Origin of the sequence: Sorangium sp. So ce406 (assembly GCF_051474675.1) — a bacterium.
Taxonomy (GTDB): Bacteria; Myxococcota_A; Polyangia; order Polyangiales; family Polyangiaceae; genus Sorangium; species Sorangium cellulosum_G.
In genome coordinates this window covers 1,876,025-1,893,621 of record NZ_CP150340.1, presented here as the reverse complement: position 1 = coordinate 1,893,621, position 17,597 = coordinate 1,876,025, and the positions used below count along the sequence as shown (strand labels likewise).

Here is a 17,597-nt window from a genome sequence, read left to right as displayed (position 1 = left end):
GCAGCGCGCCGGGCCGCGCGTTGCCGCGCGCGGCGTCCTCGGTTACAGGCTGGCCATGATCCTGATTGGCCAGTACGACTCGCCGTTCGTGCGCCGCGTCGCCGTGGCGCTCCAGCATCATGGGCTCGCGTACGAGCACCGCCCGTGGTCGGTGTGGGCAGACGCCGAGTCCATCGCGAAGTACAACCCGCTCCGGCGCGTGCCGGTGCTCGTCACGGACGACGGGGAGTCGCTCGTGGAGAGCGCGGCGATCCTCGACGCCCTCGACGGGATGGTGGGGCCCGAGCGCGCGCTCCTGCCGCCCTCGGGCGAGGCGCGCCGCGCCGGGCTGCGGGTCTGCGCGCTCGCCACCGGGCTCGCCGACAAGGCGGTGAGCCTGCTCTACGAGCACGTGCTGCGCTCCGGCGACCGCCGCAGCCCGGTGTGGGTGAGCCGCTGCGTCACGCAGATCGGCGAGACGCTCGATCTGCTGGAGCGCGAGCGCGCCGCACGCGTCGGCGACGAGTGGTGGCTGGGCGCCTTCAGCCACGCCGACATCGCGGTCGCCTGCGCGCTGCGCTTCCTCGGCGAGGCGCACCCGACCCTCACCGACGCCGCGCGGCGGCCGACCCTGGCCGCGCTCGCGGCCCGCTGCGAGGCGCTCCCGGCGTTCGCCGCGGTGGTCCAGCCGCTCCACGTCGCCGTGTAGCGCCAGGCTGCAAGAATACCGCAACAACAGAACGACGTGCCCCCGCTGCCCGCTCACGCCTCGGGCGCCCGCTCCGCGGAGAGCGCGCGCTGCGCGAGCGCGCGCAGGTCGGCGAGGCTGGCGCCCTCGAGCGGCGAGGCCTCGGCGTCCAGCTCGGCGTCCAGGCGCGCGGGGGCCGCGCCCTGGCCGAGCGCCTCGAGGAGCCAGCGCGCCGTGAGGACATCGCCGCCGATCCACGCGCGCGGCGGCGCCGGCCCGCCGAGCGCGGCGGCCTCGATCCAGCCGATGGGCACCCGCGCGACCACCGCGGGGCCGGCGCCCGGCGGCACCGGGTCGTCGGGCGAGGCGATCGGCTGGAAGCGCTCGACCGCGAGCTCCGGCGCGCGGCCGCCGTCGGTCAGCGGGAGCCCCGCGCGGACGGCGACGGCCTCGATCACGACGCCCGCGAGCTCCTCGAGCGAGCGGCGCGCCGGGAGGACCTCGGCGAGCGCCGCCGGCGCCTTGCCCAGCCAGCGGTCGACCGCGCGCTCGTCCGGCGCCGCGAGCTCGGCCGGGATCGCGAGCGGCGCGTCGTGGCCCGCGAGGACCTCGATGAGCACCGCGCCGTCCGGCGCCGCGTCGACGCCGAGCAGCGCGGCGGGGCGGTGCTGCAGGGAGATCCACTCGCGCCCGAAGTAGTGCGCGGGCGCGCCCGCCCGGGCGAAGCCCCGGAGGAAGCCGCGCACGTTGCGGTTCAGGAGCGTGCGCGCCGTGGCGTCGGGCGCGAGCGCGGCGACGTGCGGCAGCGCGAGGGTCCAGACGACGCCGCGCCCGCCGAGGAACGCGGCCGTGCCCGTCGTGGAGCGCCGGAGCACCGGCGCGCCGCGCGCCGCGCAGGCCGCGAGGTCGACCACGCGCCCGGCGCGCTGGGCCGCGCCGAGCACCACGGCGGGGCCCTCGACGAGGCTGGCGGCGAGCCACGGGGCCGCCGCCGAGCGGGCGCGCTCGAGCAAGGCGGGGCCGAGCGCGAGGGCGTCCGCGAGGGGGCGGTGAGCAGGCGGGAGGGAGTGGATCGGCATGGCGGGCATCGCGTCGGAGTATCCTCGGTTGCGCGGAGGGAGGCGCCCCCTGCGCCGAGGACCGCGGTCCTGCGCCGAGGGCTGCGGCGGTGCGCCAGGGACCGCGGCCCTGCGCGGCGGAGCGGGCCGTGGCCGTCGGCCGAAGACGAGATCGGCCGGGCGGCGCCGGTGATAGCATCGCCGCATGACCGAAGAGGAGCTGGCAGAGCAGCGCGTCGGCACGCGGATCGGCCCATGGACCGCGGTGCGCGTGCTCGGGGTCGGCGGCATGGCCAGCGTCTTCTACGGCATCCGCGCGGACGGGTGCGTGGCGGCGGTCAAGGTCCTGCACAGCGAGCTCGCCTGCATCGACGAGGTGCGAAAGCGGTTCTTGCGCGAGGGGCCGATCGGCAGCGCGCTGGCCGCGGTGGCGCCGCTCTGCGAGGGGTTGCCCCAGGTGCTGGAGTCGGGGGCGACGGACGACGGCGTCGTCTACATGGCCATGGAGCTGCTCGAGGGAGAGACGGTGTTCGACCGCATGGTCCGGCACGGGACGCTCCCTGTCGGCCAGGTCATCGCGCTCGCCGAGCGGGTCCTCGACGTGCTGATCGTGGCGCACGACCACGGCATCGTTCACCGCGATCTCAAGCCCGAGAACCTGCACATCGGCAACGACGGGCGCGTGCGGGTGCTCGACTTCGGCCTCGCGCGCGTCCTCGATCCGCTGCTCGAGAACGTCGCGGGCGTGCCGGAGATGACGAAGACCAGCACGGGCGTGTCGATCGGCACCGACGACTACATGGCGCCCGAGCAGGGCCTGGGCCTCATCCGCGAGATCGACGGCCGCACCGATCTCTTCGGCCTCGGCGCGACGATGTTCCGTCTGCTCGCGGGCCGCACGATCCACGGCAAGCTGGAGGACGCGCGCCTGCTCATCGCCGTCGCCACGGAGAGGGCGCCGCCGCTCGCGCAACACGCCCCCACGGCGCCCCCCGGCCTGTGCGCCGTCGTCGACCGCGCCCTCGCCTTCCTCAAGCACGAGCGCTACCCCGACGCGAGGACGATGCGCGCCGACCTCGCCGCCGTGCGCGCCGGCCGTGAGCCGCCCTATGCGACGGCGGCGGCGACAGGGCGAGCCTAGCTCGACTCGGGCACAGCGGCGCGATGTCGGGCCGCTGTGTCCAAGCCCTCGACACCTGGATCGAGCGCCGATAGCCTCCGTGGGGGGGACGTGAAGAGCAAGAGAGACAGGCGAGCAAGCGCCCCGCCGGCCCGGCGGCCTCGCAGCCAGCTTCGGCCGGTGACGGAGGAGGAAGACGGCGAGGACGAGGCGACCGTCGCGCGGAGGCCGCGGACCCGAGCCGGCGTGGCGCTCGGCCTCTTCTCGCTGGGTCTGGGCGTGATCGGGGTGTTCTCCGCGCTCGACGAGGACCGGAGCTCGCCGGCCTCCACGGCGCTGCCCGCCGTCGCCGCGACGGCGACCGCGCCCACGCCGACAAGGACCCCGGCGGAGCAGGCAGAATGGCGGGCGAAGCAGCACGCGCGGATCGGGGCCGCCCGGCTCGAGGGCGACGCTGCGCTCGCCCGGGGAGACTTCGAGCTCGCCAGCCTACGCCTCGAAGAGGGCTTCCGCGTGGCGCAGGATGTCCTCGCGCAGACGGACGAGGACGGCGATGCGACGCTCGATGCCGCCGTCATGCTGATCGAGCTTGCCGACCTGGAGCGGAAGCGCGGCAACGAGGGGCAGATGACGCTGCGCCGGCGCGGCGCCGATGTCTTGCTGACGGTGGCCAAGCACCTCGACGTCACGGACCAACCGCTCCTCGACGCGACACTCGCCCGCTCGCACGAGATGGGCGGACCGGCGCCGTGATGGGCGGCGGCTCCCTCGGCAGGGCAAGCTGCTCTGCGGGGCGCGCCGCGCGCTTATCACGGCCCATCGCGCAGAGCCACGTCAGGGGGAGCAGGTGCTCGTGGCGTTCTCTTCCTCGCGGACGCTGCCGACCTCCTCGAGGCCCGCGACGAACGCCGCGATCTCACAGCTCGTCAAGCTCTGGTTGCCCATGACCTCGATCGAAGAGATGGACCGGGCGCCCAGGCCGCTGAGCGTCGTGAGCGCCAGGTTGTCGCTGATGACCAGGCTCTCGAGCTCGCTCACTTCCTCGAGCCCCGTGAGATCGAGCAAGGCGTCGTTGTCCGTGACGACCAATGAGCGCACGGATTCGAGGGAGGTGAGCCCCGTCAGGTCCGCGAGCTCCGGGTTGCCCGAGATATCGAGGATGCCCACCTGAACGAGGTCCTCGAGTCTTTCGAGCGAGCTCAGACTTTCATTCGTCCACAGGTGCAGCTCGTCGGCGGTCCGGAGCTTCTCGAGCCCTTCGAGCGAGCTCAAATTCAGGTTCTCATGCAGCACCAGGAGCCCGACGGTCTCGAGCGCGTTGATCCCCTTCAAGCTGACGAGCCCGTCACACCCTGTGATGTGGAGCCCGTCGAGGTGCGGTGCATTGATCCCCTCGAGGCTCGTGAGCGCATCGTTGTCGAGCAGCGTGATCGCACTTTGGCGCAAGTTGCCGAGCGGCCTCAGGCTCGCGAGCCGAGCGTTCGCCTCGAGCGAGATCACTCCCGCCTCGACCACCTCGAAACCTGAAAGGGACTCGAGGGAAGCGTTGTGGGCGATATGCCACATTTGTGCCTTCACCGCGACGCCCGCAACGCTCTCGAGCAGTGGGTTCCCGGAGACGATGATGGTACCCGCGACCTCCTCCAGGCTGCGCAGCCCATCGAGATTGCGCAGCTTTGGATTTTCCAAGATCATGAGGTTACCGTCGATGGTCGTCAGACATTCCAGCGGGGACAGGTCGGTGACGCGGCGGGTGATCTCGAGGTTGCCGCGGAGCGCGGTCATCCCGCGCAGTTGCTCGAGCTCCGCCTGACTCGTGACGAGCAGGCTGCCCTCGCGAACGTCGGGATCGCAGCCTTGCACGCACGTGCCACCGCCGCAGTCGTCCGTGCAGCGCCACGTCCCGGTCGCGGGGTCGCATTCGCAGCTCGACGGCGTGCAGCCCTCGTCGACGCAGGTCTGCCCCGCGGGGCAGCCCTCGGTCTTGCAGCCGGCGGGGCTCGGGCCGGGGCACGCGGCGCCAGCGCCGCTCGATGAGCTCGAGCCGGCGCCAGCGCCGCTCGATGCGCTCGAGCCGCCTCCGGCGCCGCTCGATGAGCTCGATCCGTCGCCGGCGCCGGAGCTGCTCGTGCTGTCTCCACCGCCGTCACCTCCTGCGCCGCTGCCGAGGGGAGATACCCCGCATGCAGAGACGAGCAGCGAGAGCGCCGAGGCGCAACAGAGCGTGGACACGGTGTTGAAGGGTGTCATGGCAAAGCCTCCTGCCGTGTCAATCTCCGGTATCGCTCCTCCGGATCACGGTTTCTCCGCGCGCGCCGATGCCGGCGGCCGACTCGACGCGATCGACGTGCGGGCTGCCGGGGTGCGCTTCGAGGAAGCGCCGCGCCGCCGCGCGCGCGCCCGCGCGATCTCCGTTGCTCGCCAGCGCCTCGACGCGGATCGCGGCGGCCTCGTCGGCGAGCTGCGCGCCGGCGAACTCGCGCGCGTGGCGATCCAGCAGCGCGAGGGCGGCCGCCGGATCGCCGCCCCGCAGCGCGCGCCGCGCGGTGTCGAGCAACGCCAGCTCGGAGGCCAGCGTCGATGGGTTCCTTTCGGGCGCGCGCGGGCCGCTCGCGGCCGGGGCGGCTTTCGCCAGCGCCGCTGGATCCGGGGCAGCTCGACCTGGGGCGGCTGGCCGGGACAGGGGCGGGACGTCGTCGACGCGCGCGCGCTCCTCCGCGACGTGCTGCGGCTCCGCCGCCGCCGCGCCGGAGGTCGGCGGCGGGGCGAGCGCCGCCGGCGCCCTGGCGGGCGGGTGTACGGGTGCTGCCGGCGCGGTGGGCGCCTCCTGCGAGCGCCGCGCCGGCGCCGCGACGCCGGTCCATTGCACGACCCCGAGCATGAGGACGCCCGCGAGCGCGCCGATCCCGAACGCGCTCAAGATCCCGCCTCCGCTGGCCGCGCCCGCCACGTTCAGCGCGGCCCCCGCGGCCGCGCCGCCCGCGGCCTCGCTCCCCGCGGCCGCGCCGCCCGAGCTCGCGGCCGCGCCGCTCGCCCCCGCCTTGGCTATGCTGCCCGCGAGCGTCGCGGCGGTCGCGACGCCGAGCGCGGCCAGCGTACGCCCCGTCAGGCCGCTCGGCGGGCTCTCGTCGAGCGCCGCGCGGAGGAGCGCCGTCTGCAGATCACCCTCCTTCTTGTCCAGGAGGCGCTCGGGATCGGTCATGGCGATTCTCCTCGGTGATGGGCCCGCGCCTCCAGCCGCTTCACGGCGGCCTGGAAGTGCTCGCGCGCGCGACGAAGCCGGGACGCGACCGTCCCCGCCGGGAGCTCGAGCAGCACCGCGATGGCCGCCGTCGTCATCTGCTCCAGCTCGAACAGCACGAAGACGGCGCGCAGGTCGAGCGGCATCGTGTCGAGGATGGCGTCGAGCGTCGCGCGGGCGCGCGCGCGATCCATCATCTCCTCGAGGCCCGGCGCCGGGTCCGCGCGCTCGTGGGGCTCGTCCTCCAGGACTTCCCGGCGCCGCTGCTGTGTCCTCCGCGCGCGCGAGGCGATCCGCAGCGTCGTGCTGAACAGGAACGCAGACTCCCGGCCCGCTTCGATGTCCCCGAGCCTCCGGGCCGCCACCAGGAAGACCTGCTGCACCGCGTCCTCCGCGTCCGCGCGCGGCACGCCGAGCCGCACCAGCGAGCGCCATACGAAGGCCGAGTGCTGCGTCACGAGCGCAGCGAGACGCCCGGGCGCCGTCCGGCTCTCGGGTGGAACGGCGGCGGGGAGCTCCGCCAGGGTCAGCGCTTCGCCACGGCTCACGCCCCGTGCAATCTCCGGATCCAGGCGACCCGATCATCAAAACGACAGGCCGGCGCCGGCGCGCAGCGTCCAGGTCACCACGGGCACCTCGTGGATGAGGTGCGCGGGGCTCTCGAACACGAACGAGCGCCGCACCAGCGGGAGCTGCGGGCCGCCTTGCACGTCGACGCGCACGCGCGCCCCGAGCGAGGCGGTCGCGCGCGCGAGGAGCCCGAGGCTGGCCCAGGGCACCGTGGCCTGCTTCGCCTCGGCGATCGACCCGCCGACCAGCCCGGCGCCGCGGAGGAAGCCGCCCTCGGCGCCCACGCAGGGCGCGAGCGCGAGCCAGCGCGCCGGACGAAACAGGTCCGCGCAGGCGTCGAGCCGAGCGATCCCGCGGGTGAAGCGGGCGCCGCCCGGCCCGGAATCGACGACGCCCGTGGCGGCCAGCTCGACCGCGCCGCGAAGCGAGACGCCGAGCCCCGCACCGGCGCGCAGCTCGATGAACGGCCCCCCGCCGAGGAGGGCGAGAGGGGTGACTCCGTACGCCGCGCTCGCGTGGAGGCCGAGCGCCCACCGGCGCTCCTCGGGCAGCGGCTGCCGCGGGGAGCCCAGAACGACACGGTCGGCCGGTGACGGCGGTCGGGCCGGCACGGGCGCGGCGCGCGCGACCTCTGCCGATGAGGCCAGGGTGGCGGCGGGCGGCGGCGTGTCGGCGCGGGGCGGGCTCGACGATCCCGGCGCTTCGCCGGCGGCGGCTTCCGCCGCGCCGGTGGGGTCCGCCGCGCCGCCGCGGGGCGCCGCCCCGCCGGGCGCCGGATCCTCGGTCGAGCGCGGCGCGGCGGCCGGCGGCTGCGGATCGACGGACGCGGTGGGGTCGACCCGGAGGGCCGTGATGAGCGCCAGGGCCGCGACGACCTCCGCGCACGTGGCGCTGCCGACCTCGCGGACGCGCGCCCCCTCCCCCGCGCCGAGGGAGATCCGGCCGCGGGTAGCGCCCGCGCTCCGGGTGATGCGCACGTGCACCTCGAGCGCCGCTTCGTCGGGCGCGGCGGCGCGGGCGCGGCTCGTGCGCTGGGTCAGCTCGCGCAGGAACGCCTCGGCGCTGGGACAGCCCTCGTGCGCCTCGTAGGTGATGCGCAGGGGCTGGACCTCCGCCCGCGCGTCCGCCCCGGCCAGGGCACCGGTGAGCACGGCGACGGCCACGAGACGGCGCGGGTGGAGCACGGCGCTCCGGGAACATCGCACGGCGGGGCAGCGTACGCGAGCCGCCGTGCGTGGCGTCGGGGTGGCGAAGAAGAGCCCCGACGGCACGAGCGCCGCGCCGAGCGCGGGCGTGAGCTCCGCGGCGCTGGCCGCGCGCCGCGGCGCCCGGACCACACGCTCCTCGTGATGCGGACACATGAACCAACAGTAAAACCAGCAAGCTGGAGGGAGCGACCGCCAGGAGGTCCTTGCGGCCGGGCTGCCTGGGTCGCGCGGCGCGCAGCAGGTCAACCTGGGTCGGGTCGCCACCGCTCTTCGTCGACTCGCCGTCGCGGGGCAGAAATCCTGCCAGGGATCTGCGTCGAGAAAGGAGAGAGATTTCAACGCAAAGGCGCCAAGAGCGCAAAGACGCAAAATGCATGGTAATTGTCTTTTTGCGCCCTGGCGTCTTTGCGCCTTTGCGTTGAAATCTCTCTCCTGATCGCTGACCGGACTCCTGGCGGGCGAAACTGGCCGGTGCGGTGACCTGTCGATCGCGTGATGGCCAGTGTGGTACCGAGCGCGGCAGCTCGTCTTGTGAGCATCCCACCATTCGAGTAGCCTTGACGGATGCGGAGCTCCTTTCCCCTGTGGCTTGCGCTCGCCCCCCTCCTGCTCGGCTGCGCCGATCTCCTCGGGATTCATGACGTGACCAGGGACCCCGGTCTGGGCGGCGGGGGCGGCGGGAGCGGCGATGGCGGCGGGAGCAGCGATGGCGGCGGTGGCAGCGGAGGCGGCGGCGGGAGCACCGAGGAGCGGCCTCCCGCGACGCCGGTCCCGAGGCTGCCGCTCCAGGATGCCGCGGTCGGCTCGATGCACGTGCCGGACACCCGACGACCCACCTTCGTCTGGGAACCCTCGGAGTCGACCGCCGAGGGGAGCATCGAGTACACGATCGAGCTCAGCGAGGACCCCTCGTTCGCCGTGCTCCTCGCGACCGAGACGACGACGGCGACGCGCTGGCAGCCGGCCGCCGATCTCGAGGGCTCCGCGGCTCCTCCCGTGGGCAGCCGCGTGTACTGGCGGGTCCGCGCGTGCGCGGGCGACGCCTGCTCCGCTCCCTCTGCCGTCCGACGGATCAACGTGGGACGGGGCCACCGCGATCTCGACGGCGACGCCTTTGACGACATCCTCGTCGGCGCGACAGGTTACGCGGTCCCGGGCTTCATCCCTTGCGGAGCCGCTTACGTGTTCCGGGGCGGAGAAGGAGAAGGCGACGGCTTCGATGCGGCGTCCGATGGGCTCCTGCTGGGGGTGAGCATGAGCGGAACCCCCATCGAAGCGGCCGGGTTCGGGAGCACCGCGGCCACCGCGGACGTGAACGGCGATGGGTTCGCCGACGCCGTTGTCGCGGCAACGGCGTTCGGGGACAACAAGGGCTTCGTCCGCGTGGTCTTCGGGAGCTCGACGGATCCGGGGACGTGGCCGCCGGGCCAGGACCTCTCGGGGAGCCTCCCTGGCGACGATCGCAGGTTCGGTGAAGCGCTGGCGTCCGGGGACATGAACGGCGACGGCTACGCGGACGTCGTGGTCGGCGCCCCGGGGCAGGGCCCCACGCTGGCGACCGACCCCGGCAGCGCCTACGTATTCCCGGGCGGCCCCGAGGGCCTCGATCGCGACGCCAGCGTGATGTTCACGGGGGTGCAGAGCTCCAGCGCGTTCGGCGCGTCGGTCGCCTCGGCGGACTTCAACGGCGATGGTTTCTCGGACGTCGCGGTCGGCGCGCCTGGCAGCCAGCGCGTCCATGTCTATTTCGGCTCGGCCGGGGCGCTGGACACCGTACCTGACGGCGTCCTGGTCGGCGAGGGTGAGCTCGGCCTTGCGCTGGACGCAGGGGACGTCAACGGAGACGGGTTTGCCGACCTGCTCGTCGGAGAGCCGGTGAGCAGCATGGCTTTCCTGTTCCTCGGCGGGCCGGGCGCGGAGTTCGACGCGACCGCCGACCTGGAGCTTCACGGAGAAGGGCCGTCCGACCGCTTCGGTCAGACGGTCTCGTCGAGCGGGGACCTGGACGGGGATGGCTTCGCCGAGATGCTCGTGGGCGCGCCGGAGGTCGGGGCCTCCGGCAAGATGTACGTGTTCCGCGGCGGCGAGAGCCTCGACGCGGAGCCCGACGCCGCGATGACCCCGCTGCGCGCGGGCGCGGTCGAAACGAAGATCTCGCGCCCCGGCGATTTCAACCGCGATGGCCTCGGGGACGTTGTCGTGGTGTTCGGTGACGGCCGCAACATCCGCCGGGAGGTGCTCGTGTTTCTCGGCGGGAACCTCGCCGATAGCTCCCAGGCGGCCCTGGAAGGGGCGGGCGCCGCGAGCGACGAGCGCTTCGGATCGGCCGTGTCGCCCTAGCTCCGCCCGCCAGGATTCCGGCCAGGGATGAGGAGAGATTTCAACGCAAAGGCGCAAAGACGCAAAGACGCAAAAAGGCATGAAATGATTGGTTTTTTTGCGTCTTTGCGTCTTTGCGTCTTTGCGCCTTTGCGTTGGCTCTCTCTTCTCGCGAGGCAGATCCCTGGCAGGATTTCTGCCCGGCGGACCTAGCCGGCGCGTCCGGGCGCAGCGCGGCGGCCGATCTTCAAGGAGCTCCCCTGCGCACGGGCCTGGAGCGCCGATCAGCTTGAAACCCCCATGAGGGAAGAGATTTGAACCACAGAGGCACAGAGGACACAGAGGAACAACAATAAAACTCTGTGGCCTCTGTGATTCGTTTTCTCAGGGCTGCCTCATGGTCGGTGTCCAAAGACTCCAGGGACGGGGCGCGTTCGGGCGACGCACCTGAGATCGGCGTGATCCCAGCCCGGGCGTGAGCAGAAGCTCTCCCCCACGCGCTCGACGCTGCTGTCAGCCACTGTTTGCTCGCGGGTAAGGATCGCCTGGGCGGCGCGAGGACCTCGACGGACTCGAGCCTCTCGCTCGTGCCCCGTCGCTGCCTGCTCTCGCGAGGTCCGGGCCGCGCGGCCAAGGCGCAGGCCGAGACCGATGCGTTTCCGACGGCCCCTTACCCACGCCCACCCACGAGCCTCGGATGCGACACGTCATCGACACGAATGTATTTTGAATAACAATTTCTGGACCACAATTTTCGCGCCAAGAATTAACAAAGGTTGCACAAGCATGAACAAACGATATTAACCGGAGTGCTCACCGCACAGAAAAGTGAGCCATCAAACAGTTCGACCGTCGTTCGAAGGCGACGTTCAGGAGGTTCGACCGTGAAGCAAGATCTCCTCCGTTCACCGCATGCGCTGCTGGGCGCTGCGCTCGTGGTTTCGGCCCTCGGAGGGCTGGGCGCCTGTCAAGGAGACGAGGACAAGGGCGACCAGGAGGCGTTCGTGGCGCCGGGTCGTTGCGTCTATACGAGCCCCATCACCCAGGCCGAGGAGTGCCGCGACTACACCGGCACAGGCTGGACCGCGGAGGCTGCGGAGGCCGACTGCAAGGCGCTCCAGGGCGGCACCTTCGCAGCGGGCGAGAGCTGCGCCTATCCGCAGGCGCTCGGCCGGTGCGTGCTCGGCGGCGGGACCGAGGACGAGTACAGCATCGTCCTGCCCGGCGACGACGTGAGCCAGTGCGCCGCGACCCAGCGCGGCTGTGAGGTCTTCGGCGGCGGCCGGTTCGAGCCCGGCGTCTGCCAGGGCGTGACCGGGGAGACCGGCGGCAGCGGCGTCGGCACGGGGGGCGCCGTCTTTCAATGGCCCGAGCAGGTCTGCGTCGATCCGAAGGACGGCGAGCCGGCCGGGCAGAGCGACGGCAAGGTCTGCACGTTCGGCACGATCTCGGCCTGCACCGAGCCCGGCCGCCTGTTCACCGACTATGCGTCGTGCGAGCCGGTCCTCACGCAGCGCCCGTACTGGCCCGCGCCTCCCTCCGATTTCAAGACCCCGAGCGACGATCCACGCCTGTCCGACCCGGAGTGGCTCGGCGAGCTCGCGTGGGTCACGGAGCAGACCGAGGCGTGCGGGTGCGTGTGCTGTCACTCGGAGCAGGCCGCGCCGGCCACGGGGACGTCGAACTGGTACATCGAGGCAGGGCCGGTCTGGACCGACAGCTTCTATCCGACGGGCCTCGCGCTGGCCGCCGGCTGGGTCTCCTCGGCGGCGCTCGGCGCGTATCCGGCCGACCAGAACAACGGCTTCTCCCGCGACACGGCCGGCCTGCCCACCACGGACCCGGCGCGCATGATCGCGTTCTTCGAGGGCGAGCTCGAGCGCCGCGGATACACGAGGGAGGATTTCGCGGACATGACCCCGTTCGGCGGGCCGCTCCACGAGCAGAGCCTGTACGAGCCGAGCGATTGCGCCGCAGGGGAAGGCGTGGACGCCGCCGGCAAGGTCACCTGGGCCGGCGGCGACGCCCGCTACGTCTACGTCCTGTCGGCGGACGCCGCGAACCCGGGCGCTCCGCCCAACCTCGACCTGCCCGAGGGGACGATCTGGCGGCTCGACGTGCCCTGGCAGGCCGAGCCCGTGAAGAGCGGCATCACCTACGGCGAGGTCCTGCCGAACACGAAGCAGGGCTATCCCGCCCAGGGGCGCCCCGAGGAGCTCGTGCCGGGGACGAAATACTACCTGTATGTGTGGGCCGACGTCGGTATCCCGATCACGCGGTGCCTGTTCGAGGTCTCGCCCTGAGAGGGTGCGCGAGGCCGCGGCGACGCTCCCTCTCCGCGTCGGGAGAGGGAGCGTCGCCGTGGCCACCGGTGTATCACCTGAGGAATTCCCTCATTGTGCAGCCCTTTCCAGCGGGGAAATTGAACAGGGAGGCGGGGAGTATCTTGAAGATCTGCCTCCCCGCCTCCCCGCCTCCCTGTGATTATTTTCCGAAGAATTTGAGGCGATGCCTCAGGTGGATCCGATGACGCTCGCCTCGTTGAAGCGATAGACCACCGTCCCCAGGGCGTGCACGTCCCCCGTCGCCGGGCTCGTGACGGTGACGTCGACCCAGTGCACACGGTGCTTGTGCGCGCGGACGGCGGCGCGCGCGACAAGATCCGCCGCCGGCAGCGGCCCCAGGATCTGGGCGTGCAACGCGATGGTGGCTCCGCCTGCCCCGGCCGTCGCCGGGACGGCCGTCCATGGACATGTGGCTCCCGCCGCGTCGAGGAGCGACAGGACCGCGCCCTCGTGCACGCCCCCGGTGCGGTCGAGGTTGACCGGCGCCGCGCTCAGCGAGAGCTCGACGGCGCCGCGCGCCGCCCCCGCGAAGCTCACGCGCCGGCGCGACAGAAACGGGCTCGCCGCGATCGCCTCCTGAATCGCGCTCACGACCTCGCGCGACGCGCTGCCCAGCGGGCGTTGCGATGGTCCGGCGATCTCTGCCGGAGCCGGCGAGGTGCCTTGACGGACGATCGAGGACGCGAGGGCGATCGCATTGCCGTCGGCGTCGGTGATCCGCGTCTCGAAGAACTCGAGCTCGCGCGCCCGGCGCACGGATCGGGTCTCTGCCACCACCGGTTTGCGCGCCGCGCGGACATAGTCGACATGCATCGATACGGTGCTGAGCTCCGCGGCGGCCGCACCGCGCGCATGCATCGACGAGGACGTGGAGATCGGAACCAGCGACGCCAGGGCGCCGCCGTGGATGTGCCCGAACATCGTGTTGCGTTCCTCGAACGGGAGGGCGAGGACAACGGCGGCCTCGCCGGGTTGCAGCGAGACAGCGAGGTCTTGCGCGTAGGGCGCATCGATGGGCGCGGGGGAGATCTCGTTCGTCATGGGGCCTCCTCGATATCGTGCCAGCAGCGGTGAGGGAATCGGGGAGATGCCTGCCGCTGTCGATCGACCGTACCGACTTACCACGCGAAGGCGACAGGCCAGCAGGTTCGGCCCCGGAATGGGGCCCGCCGGCCGGGGGCACGGTGGAGCGCCGAGCCCTGCCGCCCTCCGCACGCCGTGTGACGAATCCACGAGGCGGCTCGGAATTTAAGAGAGGCGGCTGCTTCGACCCTGCGGGCTCCACCGCACGCGCCGGACGTACCGCTTCAACCCAGCAGAACTGTACCCAGTCGAGAGATTGCCGATGCCCTTAGCAACCCATGAAGCCCTGGTAGAGCTGTTCAAGAACCGGCCGACGCTCGCCGCCGAGATGCAGCACGACGCGCTCGGCCACCCCGTCCCGACCTTCACGGAGGCTCGCGTCGTTTCCTCCGACCTCACCGAGATCGTGCCCTCGGACCGCCGCGCGGACGTCATCGTCGTGCTGCTGGTCGGCGAGCAGCAGCAGCCCGCGATGGCGATCGTCGTCGAGGTCCAGCTCGGCGTGGACCCGGACAAACCGTACGTCTGGCCGGTGTACGTCACCCACACGCGGCGACACATTGCTTCACTTTCCGGCGGTTCTGCGTCGTCCTGACGATTGCCTGACGGATCGTCATGGCTGCCGTCGTCCAGCAGGCTGGCGGGGAGCGGAGGGAACACCGCCTCGAACCGGCCGGCAAGCTGCTCCGCCTCCCGGACGTAGCGCTGGGTTGTGCCGAAGTCGGCGTGGCCAGCCCGGCGCATGATCTTGATCGGGTCGTCGCCTCGGATGGCCATCCACGTGATGCCCGTCGCGCGGAGACCGTGGAACGTGAGGGGCTTCCGCGTCTCGTCGTCCGCGAAGAGCTCCGGCCGGTTGACGCCCGCGAAGTTGAGATAGCACCGCAGCTTCCTCGCCAAGCTCTGGCCGCAGACCATCCTGATCACCAGCGCGTCCGGGTCGGCCTTCGCCTTAATCGCGCGCAGCACCGGCAGCAGGTTCTGTTCGTTCGGGAACCTTCGCGCAAGCTTGCCCTTGGTCGACTTCTCCCTCGCGTGGAGCCAATCGATGCAGCGGTTCACGTCGATCACGCCGTGCTCGAGGTCGACGTCGCTCCACCGCGGCGCCTCGAGCTCACCAGCGCGGAGGTACAGGTACACGGCCAGCGCGATCATCCGGCGCCAGTGGAGGGGAACCCTGTCGCTGTTCATGAGCGCCAGGAACTCGGAGGGGTAGAGATAGCTCTTCGCCCGTTCGACGCCGCGATCCGGCCCGGCCACGTCAGCGCACGGGTTGTCCTCACGCACGCGCAGCGCCGCGACCTTGGAGCGGTGCGCGTCCTTGAACATCTTGGTCGCGATGACCCATGTCCGCTGCATGGTCTGCCACGAGTGCGAGCCTGCGGCGACCTTGGCGTCCACGGCCTCCACCACCGCTTCGATGTTGGCGCGCATTAGAGCGGCGATCGGTTTCGTGCCGATGGTCGGTTCGATGTGCAATCTGAAAGCGGACGCGTCCTTGTTGATCGACACGAGCCCACGCACATCGCGAGCGGCGTTCCAGCGCTCGAAGTACTCGGAGACAGTCTCGCGCGGGCTGAGCGCCGATATCTTGCCGCCCTGCTTCGGCTTCTGCTCCAGCCCCCGCGCATTCTCGTTCCAATACTTGGCCTTCTCCCTCGCCATCGCCTCCGTGCAGCCCGCGGGAAGATGGTAGACGGGTCGACTCCCTCATCCAGCGCAACCCGGACGTCCCAATGATTTCCATGTCAAAAAAAAAAAAAAAAAAACCGTTCCAGTGCGCTGACGTGCCATAGCTCTACTCCTTAAAACTCCGACACTCCTGTTCACCTGTATCGTCGATGATGGCAACACGAGGCAATCTACTCGCCGTCCTCGGCCCTCTGCGCCATGACTGCGATCTCGCGCAGAACTTCGCCCGGCGTGTGCCCTTCGTTGTGGGTGATGGCGGCGATGATCGGCTCCAGCGGCTGAGAGCACAGCCGCGGGCCGCGTACGAGGCGGGGCCGGATGGGAAACGGCGGGGCGCGTGGGTCGGGCCACGTGGGCGGCAGCCAGGCGTAGGCGACGCCGTCTGGCCAGTTGCGGTCGATGGCCCCGGCCGGCCGGTAGCCCTTCGCTCTCAGGTGGCGCTCGATGTCGTCAGGCGAGATGCGGCGCGTGACCGGCCTGCCGGGGAAGGGGGGAAGGTGACGGCGATCCGGTGCTTGGGATCGCGGATGTTCATCGGCGCCACCTCTGGAGCCGCAGGGCCAGCATGGCGCGGGCGATGCGGAGGCGGCTGGCCGCGGTGAACGGGTTCATCCCGCGCTGCGCGGCCTACGCGGAGAGCGTCTCCGGCGTGTCGACGGCCAGGAGGATCTCCTGATGGCACAGCTCCAGCCGTTCGATCGCCCTGAGCAGGTCCCGCGCCTCGACTTGGGCGTCGAGGCTCGGACCGAACCCCGCGGAGCCTGCCGAGCCGGCTGGCGCAGTCCGAAGCCGAGCGAGCGTACGCGGTCGCGTGGAAGGTGGGTGGTGGTGGTGTCCCTGCCGGGTCGCCCCCCGCCCTGCTGGACCAGTGCCTACCGCAGGCAGAGCATTCCTCGTCATGACACGGGACGGTATCTCCGCTGGCCTCGTAGAGGGTGGCAGCTATAGGGGTAACCTAAGCAGCATCGAGGACCGGAGGGATGCCTCCGGCGGGCACGTTGAGCGGTGGGCGATCCGTGACTTTATTTACTCAGCATCCCCCCACACCACAAACATGTTACTACACCACGCATTAGGCATGGAAGGCTCTGCCTTGACTACGCAATACGCTTTGGCCGGACCGCCACAAACGAGATTGGAGTTGAATGGCGGCAGGTGGATCCGCAGCATGCCCGGAGGGAACCGAGCATGCGCCTTGACAACATTCCACGGCTGACAGTGACTCGACGGATCACCATCTGCGGGATCGAAAACGTATACGTAATAATCTCCTTCGGTACCAAAACGACTACCGTCGGCCTTTGTCACACTAATACGAACATTCCCTTCGGCATCAATCGACCCTTCCCCTTTGAGGATTACATTCATAGGACATACATAATCCTCCGAGATCCACTCACCAGAGTATTTACATTCAGACCGCGGAATCGCGAGCACTGGAGCAATCTCTGGCAGTTTGCTAACCGCTCGCGCGAACGCGTCGGCAGTCGCAGCCAGTGCCGCGGACCCGCGACTAGCACCGTCTAACCTATCTTGAACAAGACGGAGCGAAGCGCGCTCTTGCCGAAGCTTTCGGTTTTCCAGCCTCAAAACAACCGCGCAAATCGCAAACAAAGAAGTCACCAGTAACAGGGCAGCCCGCCAAGCTAATTTATTTTTGCGCGGCATTGCTGCGCCCCTTCAGCTCACCGATCTCGGCAGCCTGGCTCATCAACACAGACCTAATCTCAGGCAACTCATCGAGACGCTTGTTGAGAGAGTCGATTCGAGAATTGGACAGCTCAATCTGCGCTCCAATGCGACCAACCGTAGTCGTGCTATTTTCGACAGTTGAACCTACTGTCTCCAGCTTCTTTTCCAATTGATTAAGACGAAGGGCAAGCAGCTGCTTCTGCGCTTCAGCGTCGGAACGAAGCTCAGTATAGAGGCGCGAATGCTGAACAACCTCGTGCGCCGTCCATGACGCGGCTGCCACCATCAAGCATGATAATATGGTATCATTTTGACTACGAAGAAAGCGGGTGATTCGTCCAATCGGCACTGGGGCGGAAGGGTTGTGGGAAGACCCAGAGGCCGGAACGTCGTTGCTTGCGGGGGCGATCTTCGCCGTCTCATCACGAGCCGAGACGGGCGGGGCGTCTTTCGCATCTACAACTTCGGCTACGTCCGTTTGAGTCGGCTGGTTCTTGGAAGTGAGTGATGGTTGCATGCTGAGCTTGCTGGTCTCGCTCGGTGCTTTCCCAATCTTCTTACTCCTAGGAGCCATACTACACCGCCCCATCGGCGCCGTTGGG

General features: G+C 70.4%; 12 protein-coding genes and 2 pseudogenes. 6 read left to right on the top strand and 8 right to left on the bottom strand.

Going from position 1 to position 17,597, the window contains the following annotated elements:
• The first annotated feature begins 55 nt into the window (after positions 1-55).
• A complete protein-coding gene (locus WME96_RS06985) occupies positions 56-688 on the top strand; it encodes a glutathione S-transferase family protein (protein ID WP_437289387.1) in 633 nt (210 codons plus the stop codon).
• 53 nt (positions 689-741) lie between these two features.
• Here the strand turns inward: WME96_RS06985 and WME96_RS06980 are convergent, their stop codons facing one another.
• Positions 742-1,755, bottom strand: a complete 1,014-nt coding sequence (locus WME96_RS06980) for a lipoyl protein ligase domain-containing protein (protein WP_437289386.1) — start codon at positions 1,753-1,755, stop codon at positions 742-744.
• Between the two features lie 175 nt (positions 1,756-1,930).
• Between WME96_RS06980 and WME96_RS06975 the strand changes: the two genes are divergently transcribed.
• Complete coding sequence (locus tag WME96_RS06975) at positions 1,931-2,866, top strand: serine/threonine-protein kinase (protein ID WP_437289385.1); 936 nt, start codon at positions 1,931-1,933, stop codon at positions 2,864-2,866.
• A 159-nt stretch (positions 2,867-3,025) separates the two neighbouring features.
• The gene (locus WME96_RS06970; protein WP_437289384.1) at positions 3,026-3,598 is read left to right on the top strand and encodes a hypothetical protein; all 573 of its coding nucleotides are present in this window, start codon (positions 3,026-3,028) and stop codon (positions 3,596-3,598) included.
• A gap of 81 nt (positions 3,599-3,679) precedes the next feature.
• Here the strand turns inward: WME96_RS06970 and WME96_RS06965 are convergent, their stop codons facing one another.
• From WME96_RS06965 to WME96_RS06950, 4 genes are read right to left on the bottom strand one after another with little or no spacing between them, the layout of a single operon-like run.
• The gene (locus tag WME96_RS06965; RefSeq protein WP_437289383.1) at positions 3,680-5,095 is read right to left on the bottom strand and encodes a hypothetical protein; all 1,416 of its coding nucleotides are present in this window, start codon (positions 5,093-5,095) and stop codon (positions 3,680-3,682) included.
• A 19-nt stretch (positions 5,096-5,114) separates the two neighbouring features.
• Positions 5,115-6,047 (bottom strand): hypothetical protein, encoded by a 933-nt coding sequence (locus WME96_RS06960; RefSeq protein ID WP_437289382.1) that lies wholly within the window; start codon positions 6,045-6,047, stop codon positions 5,115-5,117.
• Complete coding sequence (locus WME96_RS06955) at positions 6,044-6,634, bottom strand: RNA polymerase sigma factor (protein WP_437289381.1); 591 nt, start codon at positions 6,632-6,634, stop codon at positions 6,044-6,046. The genes WME96_RS06960 and WME96_RS06955 overlap by 4 nt, the downstream gene beginning before the upstream one ends.
• 36 nt (positions 6,635-6,670) lie before the next feature.
• Positions 6,671-8,017, bottom strand: coding sequence for a hypothetical protein (locus tag WME96_RS06950; RefSeq protein ID WP_437289380.1), 1,347 nt, complete (start codon positions 8,015-8,017; stop codon positions 6,671-6,673).
• Positions 8,018-8,428: 411 nt separating this feature from the next.
• On the opposite strand from WME96_RS06950, the gene WME96_RS06945 reads away from it, so the two are divergent.
• Together WME96_RS06945 and WME96_RS06940 are read left to right on the top strand one after the other, a co-directional pair.
• Entirely contained in the window at positions 8,429-10,204 is a 1,776-nt protein-coding gene (locus WME96_RS06945; protein WP_437289379.1) for an FG-GAP-like repeat-containing protein, read from the top strand.
• 863 nt (positions 10,205-11,067) lie between these two features.
• Complete coding sequence (locus WME96_RS06940) at positions 11,068-12,486, top strand: proteinase inhibitor (protein ID WP_437289378.1); 1,419 nt, start codon at positions 11,068-11,070, stop codon at positions 12,484-12,486.
• Positions 12,487-12,696: 210 nt separating this feature from the next.
• Here the strand turns inward: WME96_RS06940 and WME96_RS06935 are convergent, their stop codons facing one another.
• A complete protein-coding gene (locus WME96_RS06935) occupies positions 12,697-13,569 on the bottom strand; it encodes a PaaI family thioesterase (protein ID WP_437289377.1) in 873 nt (290 codons plus the stop codon).
• Positions 13,570-13,873: 304 nt separating this feature from the next.
• Here WME96_RS06935 and WME96_RS06930 point away from each other — a divergent pair.
• Positions 13,874-14,170, top strand: a pseudogene (locus tag WME96_RS06930) (hypothetical protein); the annotation flags it as partial.
• Positions 14,171-14,307: 137 nt separating this feature from the next.
• Here the strand turns inward: WME96_RS06930 and WME96_RS06925 are convergent.
• Positions 14,308-14,940 (bottom strand): annotated as a pseudogene (locus tag WME96_RS06925) (tyrosine-type recombinase/integrase); the annotation flags it as partial.
• 2,014 nt (positions 14,941-16,954) lie between these two features.
• A complete protein-coding gene (locus WME96_RS06920; protein WP_437289376.1) occupies positions 16,955-17,512 on the bottom strand; it encodes a hypothetical protein in 558 nt (185 codons plus the stop codon).
• Between the last annotated feature and the right edge of the window lie 85 nt (positions 17,513-17,597).

Bases quoted from the DNA above. Each gene is read 5' to 3' on its own strand.
- WME96_RS06965 (WP_437289383.1), bottom strand. From the start codon at position 5,095: ATGACACCCTTCAACACCGTGTCCACGCTCTGTTGCGCCTCGGCGCTC.
- WME96_RS06935 (WP_437289377.1), bottom strand. From the start codon at position 13,569: ATGACGAACGAGATCTCCCCCGCGCCCATCGATGCGCCCTACGCGCAA.
- WME96_RS06985 (WP_437289387.1), top strand. From the start codon at position 56: ATGATCCTGATTGGCCAGTACGACTCGCCGTTCGTGCGCCGCGTCGCC.
- WME96_RS06960 (WP_437289382.1), bottom strand. From the start codon at position 6,047: ATGACCGATCCCGAGCGCCTCCTGGACAAGAAGGAGGGTGATCTGCAG.
- WME96_RS06920 (WP_437289376.1), bottom strand. From the start codon at position 17,512: ATGCAACCATCACTCACTTCCAAGAACCAGCCGACTCAAACGGACGTA.
- WME96_RS06945 (WP_437289379.1), top strand. From the start codon at position 8,429: ATGCGGAGCTCCTTTCCCCTGTGGCTTGCGCTCGCCCCCCTCCTGCTC.
- WME96_RS06980 (WP_437289386.1), bottom strand. From the start codon at position 1,755: ATGCCCGCCATGCCGATCCACTCCCTCCCGCCTGCTCACCGCCCCCTC.
- WME96_RS06975 (WP_437289385.1), top strand. From the start codon at position 1,931: ATGACCGAAGAGGAGCTGGCAGAGCAGCGCGTCGGCACGCGGATCGGC.
- WME96_RS06950 (WP_437289380.1), bottom strand. From the start codon at position 8,017: ATGTGTCCGCATCACGAGGAGCGTGTGGTCCGGGCGCCGCGGCGCGCG.